The organism is Paenibacillus hamazuiensis (genome assembly GCF_023276405.1).
Taxonomy (GTDB): Bacteria; Bacillota; Bacilli; order Paenibacillales; family NBRC-103111; genus Paenibacillus_AF; species Paenibacillus_AF hamazuiensis.
Window position 1 is genome coordinate 961865 of the sequence record NZ_JALRMO010000001.1, and the last position, 18392, is coordinate 980256.

16 protein-coding genes and 1 riboswitch are annotated in these 18392 nt (G+C 55.3%); of the genes, 10 read left to right on the forward strand and 6 right to left on the reverse strand.

Translation table 11 applies throughout. From position 1 onward, the window contains the following. Positions 1 to 3: 3 nt before the first annotated feature. The 4 genes from MYS68_RS03850 to gcvT all read right to left on the reverse strand — a co-directional run bounded on the left by MYS68_RS03850 (position 4) and on the right by gcvT (position 4397). Positions 4 to 327, reverse strand: coding sequence for a hypothetical protein (locus MYS68_RS03850; protein WP_248924559.1), 324 nt, complete (start codon positions 325 to 327; stop codon positions 4 to 6). An 84-nt stretch (positions 328 to 411) separates the two neighbouring features. Next, positions 412 to 1917: an aminomethyl-transferring glycine dehydrogenase subunit GcvPB gene (gcvPB, locus tag MYS68_RS03855; protein ID WP_248924560.1), complete on the reverse strand. Its 1506-nt coding sequence runs from the start codon at positions 1915 to 1917 to the stop codon at positions 412 to 414. Further along, positions 1914 to 3266, reverse strand: coding sequence for an aminomethyl-transferring glycine dehydrogenase subunit GcvPA (gene gcvPA, locus MYS68_RS03860; RefSeq protein ID WP_248924561.1), 1353 nt, complete (start codon positions 3264 to 3266; stop codon positions 1914 to 1916). Before gcvPA ends, gcvPB begins: the two co-directional genes overlap by 4 nt. A 27-nt stretch (positions 3267 to 3293) precedes the next feature. Further along, entirely contained in the window at positions 3294 to 4397 is a 1104-nt protein-coding gene (gene gcvT / locus MYS68_RS03865; RefSeq protein ID WP_248930807.1) for a glycine cleavage system aminomethyltransferase GcvT, read from the reverse strand. Positions 4398 to 4587: 190 nt separating this feature from the next. Next, positions 4588 to 4682, reverse strand: a riboswitch (glycine riboswitch). A 181-nt stretch (positions 4683 to 4863) separates the two neighbouring features. Here gcvT and gcvH point away from each other — a divergent pair. From gcvH to MYS68_RS03900, 7 genes are all read left to right on the forward strand, one after another. Then, positions 4864 to 5256: a glycine cleavage system protein GcvH gene (gene gcvH / locus MYS68_RS03870; protein WP_248924562.1), complete on the forward strand. Its 393-nt coding sequence runs from the start codon at positions 4864 to 4866 to the stop codon at positions 5254 to 5256. 166 nt (positions 5257 to 5422) lie between these two features. Then, positions 5423 to 6964 carry a spore germination protein gene (locus MYS68_RS03875; RefSeq protein ID WP_248924563.1) on the forward strand — a complete coding sequence of 514 codons (1542 nt, stop codon included), beginning with the start codon at positions 5423 to 5425 and terminating at the stop codon, positions 6962 to 6964. Further along, positions 6961 to 8049, forward strand: coding sequence for a GerAB/ArcD/ProY family transporter (locus tag MYS68_RS03880; protein WP_248924564.1), 1089 nt, complete (start codon positions 6961 to 6963; stop codon positions 8047 to 8049). Before MYS68_RS03875 ends, MYS68_RS03880 begins: the two co-directional genes overlap by 4 nt. Before the next feature lie 6 nt (positions 8050 to 8055). Next, the gene (locus MYS68_RS03885; RefSeq protein ID WP_248924565.1) at positions 8056 to 9255 is read left to right on the forward strand and encodes a Ger(x)C family spore germination protein; all 1200 of its coding nucleotides are present in this window, start codon (positions 8056 to 8058) and stop codon (positions 9253 to 9255) included. Positions 9256 to 9269: 14 nt separating this feature from the next. Further along, a complete protein-coding gene (locus tag MYS68_RS03890; protein ID WP_248924566.1) occupies positions 9270 to 9515 on the forward strand; it encodes a hypothetical protein in 246 nt (81 codons plus the stop codon). A 57-nt stretch (positions 9516 to 9572) separates the two neighbouring features. Beyond that, positions 9573 to 10667 carry a GerAB/ArcD/ProY family transporter gene (locus tag MYS68_RS03895; RefSeq protein WP_248924567.1) on the forward strand — a complete coding sequence of 365 codons (1095 nt, stop codon included), beginning with the start codon at positions 9573 to 9575 and terminating at the stop codon, positions 10665 to 10667. A 104-nt stretch (positions 10668 to 10771) separates the two neighbouring features. Then, positions 10772 to 11533, forward strand: coding sequence for a DeoR/GlpR family DNA-binding transcription regulator (locus MYS68_RS03900; protein WP_420852091.1), 762 nt, complete (start codon positions 10772 to 10774; stop codon positions 11531 to 11533). 95 nt (positions 11534 to 11628) lie between these two features. Here MYS68_RS03900 and MYS68_RS03905 read toward each other — a convergent pair whose 3' ends face one another. Continuing rightward, complete coding sequence (locus MYS68_RS03905) at positions 11629 to 13881, reverse strand: helix-turn-helix domain-containing protein (protein ID WP_248924569.1); 2253 nt, start codon at positions 13879 to 13881, stop codon at positions 11629 to 11631. A gap of 291 nt (positions 13882 to 14172) precedes the next feature. On the opposite strand from MYS68_RS03905, the gene MYS68_RS03910 reads away from it, so the two are divergent. Genes MYS68_RS03910 through MYS68_RS03920 form a run of 3 tightly spaced genes read left to right on the forward strand, consistent with a single transcriptional unit; the run spans position 14173 to position 17662 of the window. Then, on the forward strand, positions 14173 to 15078 hold the full coding sequence (locus tag MYS68_RS03910; RefSeq protein WP_248930808.1) for an ABC transporter permease: 906 nt from the start codon (positions 14173 to 14175) through the stop codon (positions 15076 to 15078). A gap of 13 nt (positions 15079 to 15091) precedes the next feature. Further along, positions 15092 to 15976, forward strand: coding sequence for a carbohydrate ABC transporter permease (locus MYS68_RS03915; protein ID WP_248924570.1), 885 nt, complete (start codon positions 15092 to 15094; stop codon positions 15974 to 15976). A 57-nt stretch (positions 15977 to 16033) separates the two neighbouring features. Next, the gene (locus MYS68_RS03920) at positions 16034 to 17662 is read left to right on the forward strand and encodes an extracellular solute-binding protein (protein ID WP_248924571.1); all 1629 of its coding nucleotides are present in this window, start codon (positions 16034 to 16036) and stop codon (positions 17660 to 17662) included. Between the two features lie 245 nt (positions 17663 to 17907). Here MYS68_RS03920 and MYS68_RS03925 read toward each other — a convergent pair whose 3' ends face one another. Next, positions 17908 to 18225, reverse strand: coding sequence for a hypothetical protein (locus MYS68_RS03925; protein WP_248924572.1), 318 nt, complete (start codon positions 18223 to 18225; stop codon positions 17908 to 17910). Positions 18226 to 18392: the final 167 nt, after the last annotated feature.

Below are 18392 nucleotides of genomic sequence, written 5' to 3' on the forward strand. Positions count from 1 at the left end.
CCCTTAAATTTTTTTGGGGAATTCATTTGAATTATAATTGTCCTGAATTTCTTTGAAGTTCGGCTTATAATTTAAAGTTAAGTGCAGATTTGCTAATAATTTGTATTTTTCTTGTAAATTTTTATGAATTGATTGAATTTCGAGTAGTTCTTCTTTCACCAATGCACTAATTTTTTGTCTATTTGGATGCGGGTTCTTTGATGAAGATAAATTTTCATAAAATTGATTGACAAAGTGTTGATTGACTTCAAAGACTGAAAGAATACTTTTGTATTTCTCTAAAAAATTGTCAAAATCAGAGAAAAATTCTTTTTCGGAATAAGTCATTATATCACCTCAATAGAATGATACGAAGGTTCCCCCAAAAGTCATCTTTTGGGGGATTTGCTTGGCGGAATTGACTCCCGCGGCTCAGCCGCAGGAGCAGTTCAGCACGGGTTTGCGGGCGGCCAGCGTTTCGTCGAGCCGCTTGACGACAGTTGTATACGGCGCATTTTTCACCAGCTCGGGATCGCTCTCGGCTTCCTGTGCAATGCGGATCATCGTATCGATAAAGGCGTCGAGCGTCTCCTTGCTCTCCGTTTCGGTCGGCTCGATCATGATGCATTCCTCCACGTTAAGCGGAAAATATATCGTCGGCGGGTGGTAGCCGAAGTCGAGCAGCCGCTTCGCGACATCAAGCGTGTGCACGCCGTATTTTTTCAGCCCTTTGCCGGACATGACGAATTCATGCTTGCATATTCTTTCGAACGGAACGTCGAAATACGGCGCGAGCCGCTTCAGCATGTAATTCGCGTTCAGCACGGCGTTTTCGGAAACCTGGCGAAGTCCCTCCGGCCCGTAGGAGCGGATATAGGTGTACGCCCGTACCAAAATGCCGAAGTTGCCGTAAAACGCCTTGACCCTGCCGATCGATTGCGGGCTGTCGTAGTCGAAATAATAGGTGCCGTCCTCGCGCCTCTCTACTGAAGGTTTCGGGAGAAAAGGCACAAGCCGGCTTTTCACGCCGACCGGACCGGCTCCGGGACCGCCGCCGCCGTGCGGTGTGCTCATCGTTTTGTGCAGGTTGAGGTGCACGACGTCGAAGCCCATGTCGCCGGGGCGGGTGATGCCCATAATCGCGTTGGAGTTGGCTCCGTCATAATACAGCAGGCCGCCTGCTTCATGAACGATGGACGCGATTTCGACGATCTGCTCCTCGAACAGTCCGAGCGTGTTCGGGTTGGTCAGCATCAGCGCGGCCGTGTCAGGACCGACGGCGGCGCGCAGCGCATCGAGATCGACAAGCCCTTTATCGTTCGACTTGATCGTGATCGACTCGAACCCGGCGACCGTGGCGCTGGCCGGATTTGTTCCGTGCGACGAGTCCGGGACGATCACCTTCGTCCGGCGTTCGCCGCGGCTTTCGTGATAGGCGCGGATCATCATCAGGCCGGTCCATTCGCCATGAGCGCCTGCAGCCGGCTGCAGGGTCACTTTATCCATGCCGGTAATTTCGGCAAGGTCGTTCTGCAGCGTGTACATCAGCTCCAGCGCTCCCTGGATCGACGATTCCGGCTGGTATGGATGGATTTTCGCGAAGCCGGGGAAACGGGCCACGTCTTCGTTGATTTTCGGGTTGTATTTCATCGTGCATGAGCCAAGCGGATAAAAGCCGTTGTCGATGCCGAAGTTCCGCCGCGACAGCGCCGTATAATGGCGAATGACGTCCACCTCGTACACTTCGGGCAGCTGGGCCGGCGTCGTGCGAAGCAGCTGAGAAGGGATCAGCTCTGCGATGTCCTGCTCCGGCACATCGCATTCGGGCAGCGAATAGCCGACCCGTCCGGGTTTGCTGATCTCGAAGATGAGCGGCTGGTCGTGTTGGACTTTGCCGCCGCCGTTTGAAGCCGGCGTCGGGGTGTTTGGTGTGCTCATAGCGCTGCCTCCAATCTGCTTGCGAATTCGTCGATTTCTTCCTTCGTCCGCTTCTCCGTCACGGCAATCAGCATATGCCCGGCCAGCTCCGGGTAATCCCGGCCGAGGTCGTAGCCGCCGATGATGCCGGAGGAGAGCAGCGTTTCGTTGATGCGCCCGATATCGGCGCCGTCCGGCAGCTTCAAGGCAAACTCGTTAAAGAACGGCGATTTGAACGCAAGCGACGCTCCCGGAATGCCCGTCAGCGCCTTGGCGGCGTAATGCGCCTTCTGCACGTTGTGCCGCGCCGCTTCCTGCAGTCCGGCCTTGCCCATGACGGACAAATAAACGGACGTGCACAAAGCGAGCAGCGCCTGGTTCGAGCAGATGTTGCTCGTCGCCTTCTCGCGGCGGATGTGCTGCTCGCGCGCCTGCAGCGTCAGCACGAAGCCGCGCTTGCCGTCCCGGTCGACCGTTTGGCCGACGATGCGACCCGGCATGCGGCGAATCCACGGCGCAGCGACCGCGAAGAAACCGCACGTCGGGCCGCCGAGCGAAGCGGGGATGCCGAAAGGCTGCGCGTCGCCGACGACGATGTCGGCCCCGAGCGCGCCCGGCGGCTCCAGCAGGCCGAGCGAAAGCGGGTTCACGCCGACGACAAGCAGCCCCTTTACGTTATGGATGATCGGCTCGATTGCTCGCAAATCCTCGATGCAGCCGAAGAAGTTCGGCGACTGCACGATGACGGCGGCGGTTTGCTCGGAGACGGCGGACGCGAGTTTGTCCAGATCCGTCACCCCGTTCGCGGCGTCGATCTCGACGATCTCGAGGCCCAAGCCTTTGGCCGTCGTGCGCAAAATGTCCCTCGCCTCCGGATGCACCGCCCGCGAGACGACGAGCTGCCTCCGTTTCGCCGCGCCGCTCGCCAGAGCGCCCGCTTCCGCAAGTGCGGTCGCGCCGTCGTACATGCTGGCGTTGGCCGCCGCCATGCCGGTCAGCTCGCAGATGTACGACTGGAACTCGAAGATCGCCTGCAGCTCGCCTTGGCTGATCTCCGGCTGATAGGGAGTATACGCCGTATAAAACTCGGAGCGGGAAATAACGTGGCCGATGACGACCGGAATATGATGATCGTAAATGCCGGCGCCGAGGAAGCTGACATGATGGTCGGTGTCGGCGTTTTTTTCCGCAAGCTGCCGTGTATGCCGCAAAAGCGCGTGCTCGTCCAGCGCAGGCGACACGTTCAAAGTTCCGCGAAAGCGCACCGCCTCGGGAATGTCGGCGAACAACTCATCGATTGAGCTCGCTCCGACCGCCTGCAGCATTTCGCTGCGGTCCTGCTCGGTCATAGGTAAATATCGGTGCTTCACAGCGTTCAACTCCTCTTTAAGCTTATTTCAATCTGTTTTCTGCCTTTTGTAAAACGGGGCGGGAACGACCTGCGCTTTCAGCCGCTTGCCGCGAATATCCACCCAAACCTCCGTGCCCGGCGCGCCGTACTTGGCATCGATCAAGGCGAGGCCGAGGTTTCGCTTCAGCGTCGGGGATTGGGTACCGGTCGTCACCTCGCCGATGAGCGTATCGTCGGCATATACCCCGTAATGAGAGCGGGGGATGCCGCGGTCGATCATTTCAATGCCGACCAGCTTCCGCGCAGGGCCTTCTTCTTTTTGCTTCAGCAGCGCCTCCCGGCCGATAAACGGACCTTTGTTCAGCTTGACGAAAAAGCCGAGCCCCGCCTCGAGCGGGCTGATCGATGCCGACAATTCCTGCCCGTAAAGCGGCAGTTTCGCCTCGAACCGCAAGGTGTCCCGGGCGCCGAGCCCGGCCGGAACGAGACCTTCTTCTTCGCCCGCCGCAAGCAGCTCACGCCACACCTTCGGCGCATCCATCGCGTCCAGATAAATCTCGAAGCCGTCTTCCCCCGTGTAGCCGGTGCGGGAAACAAGCGCCTTGACTCCGCATACCGAGGCGCCGTCCACAAAGGAGAAGGCGGGCAGCCCGGCTAGCGGCGCGTCCGTCACCTTCGCAAGGATCGCTTCCGCCTTGGGGCCTTGCAGCGCCAGCAGCGCCGTTTGCTGCGAAATATCCTCGATCGCAACGTCTTCGGGCGCGTGCCGCCTCATCCACTCGAGGTCCTTGTCGATGTTGGCCGCATTGATAACCAGCATGTAGCGCCCGGCCCCGAGCCGGTACACGAGCAAATCGTCAACGACACCGCCGTTTTCGTAGCACATGAGGCTGTATTGAGCCTGACCGTCAGCAAGCTTCGCCACATCGTTCGTCGTCAGACGCTGCACATAAGCTTCGGCGCTTGCGCCGGTCACCTTCACTTCGCCCATATGAGACACATCGAACAGACCTGCCTGCGTCCGCACGGCTTCGTGCTCCTTCGTAATGCCGCTGAACTGGACGGGCAGCTCCCAGCCGCCGAAATCGATGCAGCGGGCGCCATGCGCGGCGTAGCAATCGAACAGCGGCGTTTTTTTCAAACCGGACATCATGTTCACCTCGCTCCAAAAATGGAAAAATACGCAAAAAAATAGACAGATGGAAAGATGCACGGTTGTCCTGCGACAACCTGCCTCATCTCTCCCTCTGTCCTTTGTACCTGAGAGTTACCTTATGCCATGTGCGACGGCACAAATTTCCCCTTGGGTGATCCGCGCGGGCGGATTCTCTCCAGAGACGTGTCCGGCAATGGTCCTTTTGCCTGAGAGATTCACCTGACGGCTTACTCCTTCGGCGTTACCTGAGCTGCAAGTAATCTCTCCCATTGCCTTCATCCACCGATATTATGCTTGCTTGACAGTTAAATTATTCCTGAATCGTTTTCCGTTGTCAATGAATTTTTACCCGTTTCATGTATTTTACGTCAAGATCCTTGACATCGTGATTCACTATGCATTATCCTACAGCTATAAATTGGAAAATCACGCCTTAGTCGATAAGCGAGGGATACATACGATGAGCGATGTTAAAGAAAACGTAAAGTACAGCAAGGAACACGAGTGGGCGGAGGTGCTGGACTCCGGCACGATTCGCGTAGGGATCAGCGATTTTGCGCAGAGCGAGCTGGGCGATATCGTGTTTGTCGAGCTGCCCGAGGTCGGGTCGGCGATCGCGAGCGGCGATACGATGGGGACGATCGAATCCGTCAAAACGGTATCCGATCTGTATTCTCCCGTCTCCGGCACTGTCGTGAAGGTGAACGAAGCGCTGCTGGACGCGCCGCAGCTCGTCAACGAGCAGCCGTATGACGGAGGATGGATCGTCGAGATCAAGCCGGGCGAGAACGTCAAGGACGAACTGGATGGACTTCTCACCGCAGAGCAGTACCGATCGCTCGTCGAAGGCTGACGTCGGTCCAAGTACATTTATCCCGTTTAATCCAGAATATGCTCCAGCAAGCCGGCACCGGTCTTTATAACGGTGCCGGCTTTTTGCGTCTAAACATGGTCCTGCTGCATACGGTCTGCCAGTTCCATCCATACTATATCCAAATCATAGTAATGTTGGTGAACCTATGCAGGCCTCATACGACTCGCAGCAGCACGAAGATTACCCGATTCCCGCCGATCTGGGGGAGGCGCTGAGGCAAATACGCCGCCAAACCGGAGACAGCGCGGATATCGTCGTTCGCCCGCTTCAGCTGGATGCGGAGCAGGTGTCAGCCGTATATGTGGAGGGACTCGTCGACAAGCATTCGCTGGAAAATACGGTGCTGCGCCCTTTACTCGGCGGCCTCTTGTCTGCAGCGGAAAAAGCTTTGCCCGGGTACGGGCATAAGCTGGAGGCCATCAGGCTTATGCTGCCCGCGGCGGGCGCGGTCCGGAATGTCGGCTCGCTGCAGCAGCTGCTGGCGGATATGATGGGCGGCTCAACGATTTTGCTGGTGAACGGCGAAAGCGAAGCGATTTCCATCCATACCTCCGGCGGTCCGGAGCGGGCGGTGGAAGAGTCCCAGACGCAGCCTGTCATTCGGGGACCGAAGGACAGCATGACGGAAAATCTGCATACGAATCTTTCCCTGGTCCGCAAAAGGCTGCGCACTCCGCAGCTCCGGATCCGGGTGCGAACGTTCGGGACGTATACGCATACGCAGGTTGCCGTTTTGCACATCAACGGAATCGCGGACGATTCCGTCGTTCGCGAAGTGGGCGAGCGGCTGGACCGCATCGAGATGGACAGCATCTTGGAAAGCGGATATATCGAGGAGTTTATTCAGGACAAATCATGGACGCCTTTCCCTACGATCCTCAATACGGAGCGTCCGGATTCCGTGGCCGGCGCTCTTCTGGAAGGCCAGGTGGCGATCCTTACGGACGGCACGCCGTTTGCGCTGATCGTTCCCGTCACGTTCACGAAGTTTCTTCAATCCTCCGAGGATTATTACCAGAAATATGTGATGGCCTCTTTCCTGCGCGTGATCCGGCACGTTTCGTTTTGGGTTTCCATGCTGCTGCCTTCGCTGTACATCGCGATCACGACGTTTCACCAGGAGATGCTGCCCAGCACCCTGCTCATCAGCCTCGCCGCGCAGCGCGAAGGCATCCCGTTTCCGGCGTTTGTCGAGGCGCTGATCATGGAAGTGACGTTTGAGGTGCTGCGGGAAGCCGGCACCCGCATGCCCAAGGTGATCGGCCCGGCCATTTCCATCGTCGGCGCCCTGGTGCTCGGGCAGGCGGCGGTGGAGGCAGGCCTCGTATCCGCGGCCATGGTCATCGTCGTTTCGTTCACCGCGATATCCAACTTTGTTACGCCGGCCATCAATATGGCGATCGCCTCGCGGATCATTCGTTTCGGATTTATGCTGCTTGCCGCTACGCTGGGGATGTTCGGAATCATGGCGGGCATCGTGGTCCTCGTCATTCACTTGGCGGGACTCAAGTCGTTTGGCGTTCCTTATTTGACGCCGATAGCCCCTTTTATCGCCTCCAATTGGAAAGATCTGTTTTTCCGCTTTCCATGGCCGGGCATGAAGAAACGTCCGGATGTCATTTCCCATCAAAACCGGGAAAGACAACCCCCGGACGCCGATCATGGCAAGGGGGGCGTAAGCGCATGATGAAGCCGGCGTCCCCTAAACTGTCGTTATTTCAAGCGGGCATGCTGGTGATCGTAGGCATTTTGCCCACCGCGATTTTGACGATTCCGTCCGGGGTGATCCACTACAGCCGCGAGTCTGCCTGGATGTCGCTGCTGCTCTCCACCGGGTGCACGATGCTGGCGGCATGGCTGATCGGCAGGCTGATCGACGGCTATGAAGGCTTAACGTTGTTCGAGCTGCTGAGGAAGCGTCTGGGTTCGGTTGTGACCGGCCTGATCGGCGTGCTGCTGGCCGTTTATTACATGGTCAGCCTGGTTGACATCCTGCACCAGTTTATCGACTTTGTCGGCGATAAACTGATAAACCGGACGCCGCATGCCGTCGTTTGCCTGATCATCATGGCGGTTGTCGTATATGCGGTGGACCGCGGGCTTGCGGTCATTTCCCACGTATCGACGATTTTCATCTGCTCCAGCTTCATCGCCATGTTCGTTAGCTGGCTGCTGCTGTCCAACCTGATGCATCCCTCCTGGTCGCTGCCCCTGGTCGCGGCTCCCGCGAGCCGGATCGTCCAGGGCGGCATCGCTCCGCTTGGCTGGCTGTCGGAGATCGCTTTGCTTCTATTGATTGCGCCGGAGCTGCGGCAGCCGGAAAAAGCGAAAAAAGTGGCGTATATCGCCGCCGCCGTTTGCGGGCTCACCGTGATCGCAATCACGGTCGTAGCCGTTATGATAATGGGCCCGGACATTCCGCCGCTGCTGAACTATCCCAGCTTCTCGATCGTCGGCATTGTCGAGATCGGAGAATTCATGCAGCGGGTCGATCTGCTGTTTATTTCCTTTTGGACGGGAACGATGTTTTTGAAAACGGCGATGCATTATTTCGGATGCCTGTACTGCCTGAAGGAAGCTTTGCGGCTTGTGCGGCCGAGAACTTTGTATTTTCCGCTGTCCTGCATCGCCTGCCAAATTTCCGTGCAAACGCCGATTGCCGTCTATAAGGTGTTCAGCTTGTACAATCTGTATTCGCAGTTCTTTAATGTGGCATTTCCCGGTCTTATCATGCTCGCGGCAGCTGTGGCGCGCCGTGTTCGGAGAGGGTGAATTCGGGTGAAAGCTTTTGCGGCGGGTGCTGTTTTGCTCCTTTGCAGCTTTTTGGCGGGATGCTGGAACAGCGTCGAGTTGAATGAACTTGGTATCGTATCGGCTACCGCGATCGATTACAAAAAAGGGATGTACAACGTCAGCTACCAAATCGTCGTGCCCCAGGCGGTATCCAGCGCGACCGGCCAGGCGAGCCCGTCGATGGCGCCGATCGCCGTATTCAGCACGCAGGGAGCCACCCTGAAAGAAGCCGCGGAAAAAGCGAATCTGGAATTTCCGCGTACGCTTTTTTTCGCCCATAACCGCGTCATCGTCATCGGGGAAAATGCCGCCAAACAAGGTATTTCCGGCCTGCTGGACCTGTACTTCCGGAACCAGGAAAGCCGCGAAACGGTGTCCCTTTACGTGACGCAGGACGACCCCAAGCAAATTTTGAAAACGCTGATGCCGATCGAAAAAATCCAGGGAGCGGGCATTTTTAAAATGACCAATGTCGCGGAAAAACAGTCTTCGACCGTCAAGAGAACGCGGATCTACGAGATCGCATACAAAATAACGAGCCGTTCCTCCAGTGCGGTCGTTCCGGAAATTTCCTTTTCGGGGCGGGGACAACCGAAGCAATCCGTCGATGCGATGAATGAGGTCAGCCATGACGTCATTTTAAAGTTTCAGCGGAACGGAGTTTTCCGCAAGGACCGGCTTGCCGGTTGGTTGTCTGAGGATGAAAGCCTGGGTCTTCGTCTGGCAACGGGAGAAGCCAATGGGGGAATGATCACGGTCGGCTGCCCGAAGGAGGAAAGCAAAGGCAAGATCAGCTTCCAGCTGAACAAAGTCAAAGCGAAGCTTGAAACGATGGCGGAGGATGGGCGGGCGAACATTGCAGCCAAGGTGACAGCTTACGGCGTCCTTGCGGAGTCCAGCTGCAAAACCGATTTCTCCAAGCCGGAATCGCTCGAACCGGTCAAGCAAGCGTTGAAGGAACATCTGTCCGGACTTATCCGTGCGGCATGGAAGGCTTCTCTTGACCTTAGGTCGGATATTTTCGGCATCTCGGACGAGGTTTACCGGCATCAGCCGGAGCTTTGGAAGATGTGGGCCGATAAGGAGGACCCGTGGAAAGAAGCGCAGCTCACGCCGCAAGTCGAGGTGAAGGTGGAGAGGACCGGAATGAGCAACGATTCGTTCAAAAAGCTGCTCGACAAATAAGGAGGTGCTTTTGCTTGAACGGCGGTTCGGTGCTTCTGGCGATTCACGCCGTGTTTGCGGCATGGTTTATGCCGGGTTTGCTGCGCAAACGGCAGTTTCGGGACTGCGCCGTGTTTGCGGCATTGCTCGGATATTCGGCTTATATGGTAATGAGCGAACCGTGGGGACTCCCGAGGCTTTCTCTCCTGGATTTATTTCACCGTCTCTTCACTCCTCCGGGCGAAAAATTGGTGGAGTGGTTGGGCGGTCCTCCCGCTTGAAGAAAAATGCGGGATCGCTTGCCCGGGCTGACAATTCCTTGAAGGGGTGCTGCGTATATGGAAACGATTAGCAAATACCAGATCGCCGCGATGGTCGTTTTGTTCGAAATCGGCAGCACGCCTTTGTTCGAGCTCGGGATCAAAGCGGAGCAGGACGCCTGGCTTGCGATGCTGGCAGCGGCGATAGCCGGATTTTTGCTGACCTGGGTGTTTCTTTTCATTCAAAAGCAGGATCCCGTCCGCAATCTCGCGGAAATGCTGGAATCCGTCTGCGGCCGTTTTTTGGGGAAGATGCTGACGGTCGGCTATGCGCTGTATTTTGCTTACGAAGCGATGCGGAACGTCAGGGACTTCGGCGAGCTGACCACGCTGACGATGCTGACGCTCACGCCGAAATCGCTCATTATGGGGATAGTCGTCATCTTGTCCGTCTACGCCGCCGTATCGGGGATCGAGGTGTTATTCCGTGTCGGGGAAACGTTTTTCCTGCTGTTTGCAGGCAGCTACGCGGTCATGTTCGTCCTGCTGCTTTCGGGGGGATTGCCGGAGCCGGACAGGCTCAAGCCGGTTTTGCACGGCGGCATCATGCCGGTGCTGAGGGCGGCTTTTCCCGATATACTTTCGTTTCCTTTCGGACAAACGGTGGTGTTTTTAATGTTTTGGAGCGCCGTCCGTCATCGGGAGAAGCTCCATAAGCACGTGCTTGCGGCTTACGCCGGCGTGGCGGTGCTGCTTGTCTCCTTCAACGCGCTCAACATGGCTGTGCTCGGTCCCGAGCTTGCCAAAGTCAGCACAATTCCTCTGCTCGCCAGCGTCCAGCTCATCCAGATCAAGGAGGTGCTGGAGCGGCTCGATTTGCTCGTTACCATCATCCTGTTTCTCGGACTTTTCTTTAAAATCACCTGTTTTCTGCTCGGCGGAGCATTGTGTATCAAGCAGGCGGTCCGCTGCAGCGCGGGCAAAGCCATCGTGTTCACCGGAGCGGTCGTATACATCACGTCTTTTCTCGAACCGAACTATACGTATCATATATGGCTCGGTCTGGAATACAGCGTTAAAATTTTTCCGCTGTTTCAGGTGGTGCTGCCGGCTATTCTGCTCGCGGCAATGCTTTGGAAAAACCGGCGGCGCGGCAAGTATCAACATCAGTGAGAAATTGTATTGACACGAATTCGGCAAGGCATGTAATCTAATGAGCGTATATGAACGGTTATAAGCGTTTTTGAGCACTTTTTTGCGCGAATGGAGGAATGACCTTGCTGGCAGCCGAAAGAAAATTACGCCTTGTCGAATATGTCCGGCAGCACCGGGCCGCGTCCGTAGCCGATCTGGCCAAACAATTTAACGTGCACGAAGCGACGATTCGCCGCGATTTGGCGGAGATCGAGCGGGAAGGTTTGATCAAGCGGACGCACGGCGGAGTCATTGTGGAGGAATGGACGCGGGATGAGCCGTCGTTTAACGAACGGTCCTCGTATCAATTGGAGCAAAAAATGCGCATCGGCAAAATGGCGGCCGGCCTCGTGGAAGACGGCGAGCACATCATTATCGATTCCGGCACGACGACGCTGCATATCGCCCGCAATTTGACGCACCGCACGAACATTACCGTCGTAACCAACGACATGAACGTGGCCGCCGAACTTCGCGATTCCCCGGGCATTAAAGTGATGGTCACCGGCGGCGAGCTGTACCCCTCCAGCTATATGCTTAACGGCATGTTTACGGATCATATGCTGAAGTCGATCCATGTGGACAAAGCGTTCATCGGCATCCCGGCGCTTCATCCGAAGCACGGACTGATGCATCCGGAGGCGCAGCTTGTGGTAGCCAAGCAGCATATGATCCATGCGGCCCAGCAGGTCATCGTCGTCGCGGACGACAGCAAGATCGGCAAGCTTTCGCTGCACTCCGTCGCTCCGAACAGCGCCGTGCACACGCTGATCACCGGCAGCGGCATCTCGGAGTACGACGCCAAGCAGTTCAAGGACGGCGGCGTAAACGTCATCACCGTGTAGCTTATGCCCCGCCGGAGGGCATTCAGGTGCAGTGGCGAGGCCGCCCGCCGGGCTCCGGCGAAGCATTCGCCGCGGCAATCCGCGGAGCAAAGCTGTCAGAAGTCGCTCTGCGCGGGCTCCAGCAGCGACTTGCGGTATTCGCCCGGCGCCATGCCGGTGAACTTTTTGAACATCCGGTTGAACGACGTGACGTTACGGTAGCCGATGCGCTCGCCGATATGCTGGATGCTGAGCTCCACGCTGGCCAGCATCCGCTTCGCTTCGCGGATGCGCACCCGGTTGATGTGGTCGCTGAAGTTCGCGCCGGTTTTTTCCTTGATGTACATCGACAAGTAGGTCGCGGACATGCCCAGCTTCTCCGCGAGCATGTCGAGGGAGAAGTCTTCGGCGTAGCGGGTTTCAATGTAATTCATAATAAAATCGATCGCCGGGTCCGTCTCTTCTTTTTTGGCCCGGATGAGGGCCGTCGAATAAGCGAACAGCCCGCGGTAAAAACGTTTGAACTCCTCCAGCGACAAACAGCTTTGCATCTCCATCGTCATCCTGGCGTACATCTCTCCGTCCATTCCCGCGCTTTCGGCAATTTTGCCGGTCCTGGCGATGATGCTTTCCGCCAAATGCCTGTACTGCAGCAATCCGGCTTCATGTTTGAACATGTGATCAAGCATCCTGTCGATCATTTGCACGCATGCGGCTTCATTGCCGGCCTGCACGTGGGCGTAAAGCTCCTGCTCCTGCATCGGCGTAAAGAAAAAATAAGCCCGCGCCGGTTTGTATTCGGTAATGAATTGGGTTTCCTCGCAAAGCTTCCCCTGGCGCGCCATATCCTGTACGAGCCGGTAAGCCTCGTTAATTTCCGATGAGCGGCCGAATACCGGGCTGACGGCGATCGTGACCAGCACGTAACGGCTGTCCCTGTCGAGAATCTTTTTTAATTTGCCGAGCACTTCCTCAATGCTTCCTTCCGTTTCCCCGGTCGTCACGAATGTCAATATCTGATTGTTTTCGATTTGAAACGTATGCGATGAAGGGAATCTCTCCGTCATCAGTACGCTGATATATTCCCTGATGTAATAAGCGGCCTTCTCCGGTTTAATCAGAGTGTCCGCAAGCAGAGCGGCACGAAAATGGAGCTGGTACAGGACGAGCACGAACGGTTGGTCGCTGATCAGCACGTCCTTCCAGTCGCTGAGGTCGGAGTTGATCGACTTCAGCTTGTTGATATAGCTGAAGCTCGTCAGCAGCGACTTCTTGGTCAAGAGCTCGCTGTGCACCTCTTCCTTCTCCCTCATCAGCTCGCGCATTTCCCGGTTGATCAGGTCGAATTCCTTGATCGTGCTTTGCAGGTTTGTCGGATTGCGCTGCAGGATCGAAGCTACGATTTCCTTAAACGGACGGTTGATGCGTCTGCTGAAGAGCAGCGACGCCGCCACCCCGATGACGATGGAAACGGCCAAAATGATGTACGACGTTGCATTCAGCCTGGACACCTTGGACGCAATGTTGCCGTACGGAACCGCCGTAACATAAGTGAGGCCGGAGCTGTCTTTTTCGCTGAAATAATAAAACCCTCCGGACAGCTTATAATCCTTTCCATCGTCAAAAGAAGGGAGCCGATCCGGCGAGATGCCGTCATCCGAACGGTACAAAAGCGAGCCGTCCTCCTGCAAAATCATGAACCGGCTGCCCGGGCTCAAGCTGTTAAAAGCCTCCAGCAGCTTGCCGCTGTCCAGCATCGCGATGACGATGTAATGGCTTCCGGGCATGCGGAACGAAAACGGAATCAGCCCGAGCTTCTTCGTTTCGTTCACCGTCGATAACGTAAAAACATCCGTAGGATGCAGCGTGTAGTTCCTGTTGCGGCTTATTTGCCGCTTCCAGAAATCGGCCGGGTAGCGGCTGCTCGCATAAAAGCGGGAAAACATCATCGACGCTTCGCTTGTTCCTTCCTTCTCGAGGACCAGGGACGGCTTCTCGAAGTAGATCAGGATATTTTCCAGGAAAAACATCGGATTAAACGCTTCGGTGCGCACCATTTTTAATGCGTCGTTCGCCTGCCAATAATTGATTTCGTCCGCGGGTTTAAGGGAGAGCTGGCGGTTGAAGGCGACGACGTTCTCGTCGTTGTATATCGTGAACAGCAGCGTTTTGAGCCGGGTGAAATGGTTCTGGTACCGCTCCGCCGTATTTTTCAAAATAAGCCGGTTATATTGCACGATTTCGTTCTGCATGCCTTCGTTGAAAAAGCGGAACGTGAATATATGAAAGACGGCGAACAGCACGATAATCGCCATAAAGCTGATAAACATTTTCACAAACAACGTTTGGCTTTTCGACGGGTTCCACATCTGGTTGGACTAACTCCTTGCCTGAACGTAAATTAGAAAGCTTCCGCTTCCGATCGTCCTAATTGTACACAAAGCCCGTCGCGAAAGGAATTGACAGTTTCTCATATCCTTATCTTTTTTTAAAAAAGTGAGCTGCGGTAAGGGATCGAAAGAAGTGTCAATATGCAGCAGGGGGGCGCGCTTGTATGATCGGGGAAGACCATAATCGAGGCAGGTGAACCTAATTTGAACGAAGCGCAGCTTCACAGCGCAGGCGGCGCGGGCGTCAGGGCCAAACCCGCAAGCTCCCGCATGGCCCTTCTCGCGAAGAGAGTGAGAAAAAACTGGGGGCTTTATGTGCTGATCTCCCCGGTCATCGCGTTTTTTATCCTGTTCGAATACGTGCCGATGTACGGGGTGCAGATCGCTTTTAAAAATTTCGTGGCGGTAAAAGGAATATGGGGGAGTCCATGGGCCGGATTCAAGCATTTCGAGCGGTTTTTCGCAAGTTATTACTTTTGGCGGCTGATGAAAAATACGCTCGGCATCGGCGTGTACCAGCTCTTGGTCGGGTTTCCCGTGCCGATTCTGCTGGCGCTCGCGGTGAACGAGGTGCGTTCGAAAAAGTTCAGCCGTTTTGTGCAAACGGTAACGTATGCGCCGCACTTTTTGTCCACCGTCGTGATGGTCGGCTTGCTGATGATTTTCCTGTCTCCGCAAACCGGACTGCTGAACAAAGCGATCGTTCTTTTCGGAGGCGAGCCGATTCCTTTTTTGACGGAGCCGGCCTGGTTCAAGACGGTCTATGTATTCTCCGGCATATGGCAGCAGATGGGGTGGAGCTCGATCATTTACTTGGCGGCTCTGACCGGGATCGACCAGCAGCTGCACGAGGCGGCCCGCGTGGACGGGGCGAGCCGGCTGCAGCGGATTTGGCACATCAATTTGCCCGGCATTATGCCGACCATCATCGTGCTGCTCATTTTGCAAATCGGTTCGATCGTCGGCGTCGGCTTCGAAAAGGTGTATTTGATGCAAAACTCGCTGAATATGCCGGCTTCGGACGTCATTTCCACGAACGTGTACCGCAGCGGCATTTTAGGGGCGCAGTACAGCTACTCCGCCGCCGTCGGCCTGTTTAACTCGGTCATCAATTTCATCCTGCTCGTCACCGTCAACCGCATCGCCCGCAAGGTAAGCGAAACGAGCCTATGGTAGGAGGGAGGCCCCGATGAACAATGTAACTGCTGCGGATAAGACATTCGATGCGATCGTCCATATTTCGCTGCTGATTCTTTCGATTATCGTGCTGTATCCGCTTGTGTATGTGCTTGTCGCATCGATCAGCAGCCCCGAGGCGGTGCTCAGAGGAGAGGTTTGGCTGTGGCCGAAAAACCTGACCGGGGTCGGCTACGCGAAGCTGCTGCAAAACCGGGAAATTTTAACCGGCTACGGGAACACGCTGCTGTATACGGCGGCGGGCACCGCCGTCAATCTGGCCATGACGATAGCCGCCGCTTATCCGCTGTCGCGCAAAGATTTCGTCGGCCGCGGCGCGATTACCGCCATGATGGTGTTCACGATGTTCTTCAGCGGAGGAATGATTCCGACCTATCTGCTCATCAAGCAGCTCGGCATGCTGAATAGCGCCTGGGCGATGATTATCCCCGGGGCCGTCTCGGTATGGTATATAATGATCATGCGCACGTTTTTTCAAAACGGCATTCCTTATGAAATGCAAGAGGCCGCGGCGATGGACGGCTGCTCCAACATGACGATTTTGCTGCGCATCGTGCTGCCGCTTTCGATGCCGATCATCGCGGTGATGCTGCTCTTCTACAGCGTCGGCCACTGGAACGCATATTTCAGCGCGATGATCTATCTGTCCGACCGCGACAAGTACCCGCTGCAGCTGTTTTTGCGGGAAATTTTGGTGCAGGGGGAAATGACGGAAATGCTCGGGGTCGGCGACGATACGAACGCCAAAAACATGCTCGACGCCGAGGCGATCAAATACGCGGCCGTCATCGTCGCCAATTTGCCGGTGCTGATGCTGTATCCGTTTTTGCAAAAATATTTCGTGAAAGGCGTCATGATCGGCGCCGTTAAAGGATAATTACGTGAAACTGCTGCTGTTTACACATAAACCGATATATTGGGGGAGGACTTTTGCATGAACAAACGAAGCTGGACCGCCTTGGGGCTGTCCGTTGCGGTAACGGCGGGGATGCTTTCCGCATGCTCCGGAGGGGGCGGAAGCAGCCCGCAGGGGAAAGGCAGCTCCGCGGCCGAAGCGAATACGGGCGCAAGCGGCATGCCGATCGTCAAGGAACCGATCACGCTGACTTTTTTTACCGGGAAAGCGGCGACGAACGGCAATAACTTCGAGGAAACGCTCGTCTGGAAAGAGTACGCGAAGATGACGAACATCAAGGTCAACTTCCAGCTTGTGCCTTTCGAAAATTTGACCGAGAAGCGCAATTTGGCGCTGGCCAGCGGCGATTATCCGGACGCGTTCTATTCCGCGAGGGTGAGCGCCGCCGATCTGATGAAATACGGCTCGCAGGGAACTTTTGTCAGGCTGAACGACTTGATCGACAAATACGCGCCCAATTTCAAGAAGCTGCTGGACAAGTATCCCGATTTGCGAAAAGGGCTGACGATGCCGGACGGCGGCATTTATTCGTTCCCGTCCTTCTACGATCCGAACTTTTTGCCGATGCTGATCGGCACCCCGCTGTGGGTCAAGCAGGAGTTTCTCGACAAGCTGGGCATGAAGGAGCCGACGACGACGGAAGAGTTTTACCAATATTTGAAGGCGGTCAAAGAGAAGGACCCGAACGGCAACGGCCAGGCGGACGAAATCCCTTATGCCGGCACCGGCATTGGGCCGCTGATCGAACAGCTTAGAGGAGCATGGGGCTTCGGCAATCGCGGGCTCGGCCATAAATTCGTCGACATGGATCCCGGCAAGCCGGGCGAGCTGCGCTTCTTCCGCACCGACCCGCGCTACAAGGAAGTCATCGAATATGTCCGCAAGCTGTATGCGGAAGGGCTAATCGACAAGGAGATTTTCACGATCAAGACGAGCGCTTTGTACGCCAACGGGCAGAAGGGAATTTTCGGCGCAACGATTAATCCGAACCCGCTCACGCAGATGAACCAGCCGGGATACATAGGGCTTGGCGCGCTGAAAGGGCCGTACGGCGACCAGATGTATGCGCATCTGAAAGTGCCGATGGTATGGCCGGGGGCGTTCGTGATTACGGACAAAAACAAATATCCGGAAGCGACGGTCCGCTGGATGGATTATTTCTTCGGCGACGAAGGGGCTACGTTTTATTTTATGGGCCTCAAGGGACAGACGTACAAGGAAGCCGCAGACGGCAAGCTGGAATACGTCGAAGAAATTACGAAAAATCCGAACGGTCTGACGATGGACCAGGCTCTCGCGAAATATATCACCTGGCTCGGCGGCAGCTATCCGGGGTACGTGCAGGAGAAATATTTCAAAGGCTCGGAAACGCTGCCGGAATCGCTCGCCGCAGGCAAAAAAGCTCAGCCGCATGCGATCAAGGAGATTTGGAACAGCTTTAACTTCACGGAGGAGGAGACCGAATTCATGTCGACCGTCGGCTCCGACATCCATACGTACATCACGGAGATGGAAGCGAAGTTCATCACCGGCGCCGAGCCGATGACCGAGTGGGACAAATATGTCGCCACCGTCAAGAAGATGGGGCTCGATCAATACATGAAGATATACAAGCAGGCGTACGACCGCTATAACAAGAGCAAGTAGTTCAGGTTCTTGAAAACAGCCATAAAATTCAATTTGAAATGAATCAATAATTTGAAAAGCTTATGTCGCGCAAGACATAAGCTTTTTGAGTTTTTTAGTGATATTCATACCGATCTTGATCCGGTTCAAGCCGTTCGGTTAACTCGCCAAAAGCGGGAAGCTGCGAAAACCCTGCAAAATATTGACGCAGCTCTTCGGACGAAATAAAGCCGAGCTCAACTCCAACTGCCCTTGACAGGAACGGATCAAGCGCACACAGATCGGTTGACCGCTGTAGCTATTTTCACATCTTCCGGAGTCGGAAAATGGTGAAGATGCACCGGGTTAAACAACAGCTTTTCCCATGGGGACAAATGCAAGTGACTTCCCCATGGGCGTTCCGGAGGTTTGCCGTGGGTTGCTCTCATCACGTTTTCGATCATATTGATGAGCCCTTCTTTTTTGGTTACCGGTATCCATTCGAACAAATTTTCCGTATACGGATCCTTCGCTATACGTTTAATCGCCTGATCGACGGCTTCGTTCATTGCATTTCTCATCAACTTGCTAAAAAATTTATACATCGGGTCACCTGCTTCGGGCTGTAAGTATCTTCCTGTCTATTTTGTCATAAGATTATGGTTTTATACGCGCGGATACATGCCGCAAAAGGAAATTCCTCAAACCCGTTTCAGGGGATGAGGACTTTTTTACCCGGCTAGCCGATCGGTTATTTCTTTAACGTTTTACA

What these genes read in the sequence shown, in the direction of transcription:
- gcvH (WP_248924562.1), top strand. Translation starts at nt 4,864, where the DNA reads ATGAGCGATGTTAAAGAAAACGTAAAGTACAGCAAGGAACACGAGTGG.
- MYS68_RS03910 (WP_248930808.1), top strand. Translation starts at nt 14,173, where the DNA reads ATGGCCCTTCTCGCGAAGAGAGTGAGAAAAAACTGGGGGCTTTATGTG.
- MYS68_RS03920 (WP_248924571.1), top strand. Translation starts at nt 16,034, where the DNA reads ATGAACAAACGAAGCTGGACCGCCTTGGGGCTGTCCGTTGCGGTAACG.
- gcvT (WP_248930807.1), bottom strand. Translation starts at nt 4,397, where the DNA reads ATGTCCGGTTTGAAAAAAACGCCGCTGTTCGATTGCTACGCCGCGCAT.
- MYS68_RS03905 (WP_248924569.1), bottom strand. Translation starts at nt 13,881, where the DNA reads ATGTGGAACCCGTCGAAAAGCCAAACGTTGTTTGTGAAAATGTTTATC.
- gcvPB (WP_248924560.1), bottom strand. Translation starts at nt 1,917, where the DNA reads ATGAGCACACCAAACACCCCGACGCCGGCTTCAAACGGCGGCGGCAAA.
- MYS68_RS03880 (WP_248924564.1), top strand. Translation starts at nt 6,961, where the DNA reads ATGATGAAGCCGGCGTCCCCTAAACTGTCGTTATTTCAAGCGGGCATG.
- MYS68_RS03850 (WP_248924559.1), bottom strand. Translation starts at nt 327, where the DNA reads ATGACTTATTCCGAAAAAGAATTTTTCTCTGATTTTGACAATTTTTTA.
- MYS68_RS03875 (WP_248924563.1), top strand. Translation starts at nt 5,423, where the DNA reads ATGCAGGCCTCATACGACTCGCAGCAGCACGAAGATTACCCGATTCCC.
- MYS68_RS03895 (WP_248924567.1), top strand. Translation starts at nt 9,573, where the DNA reads ATGGAAACGATTAGCAAATACCAGATCGCCGCGATGGTCGTTTTGTTC.
- MYS68_RS03915 (WP_248924570.1), top strand. Translation starts at nt 15,092, where the DNA reads ATGAACAATGTAACTGCTGCGGATAAGACATTCGATGCGATCGTCCAT.
- MYS68_RS03925 (WP_248924572.1), bottom strand. Translation starts at nt 18,225, where the DNA reads ATGTATAAATTTTTTAGCAAGTTGATGAGAAATGCAATGAACGAAGCC.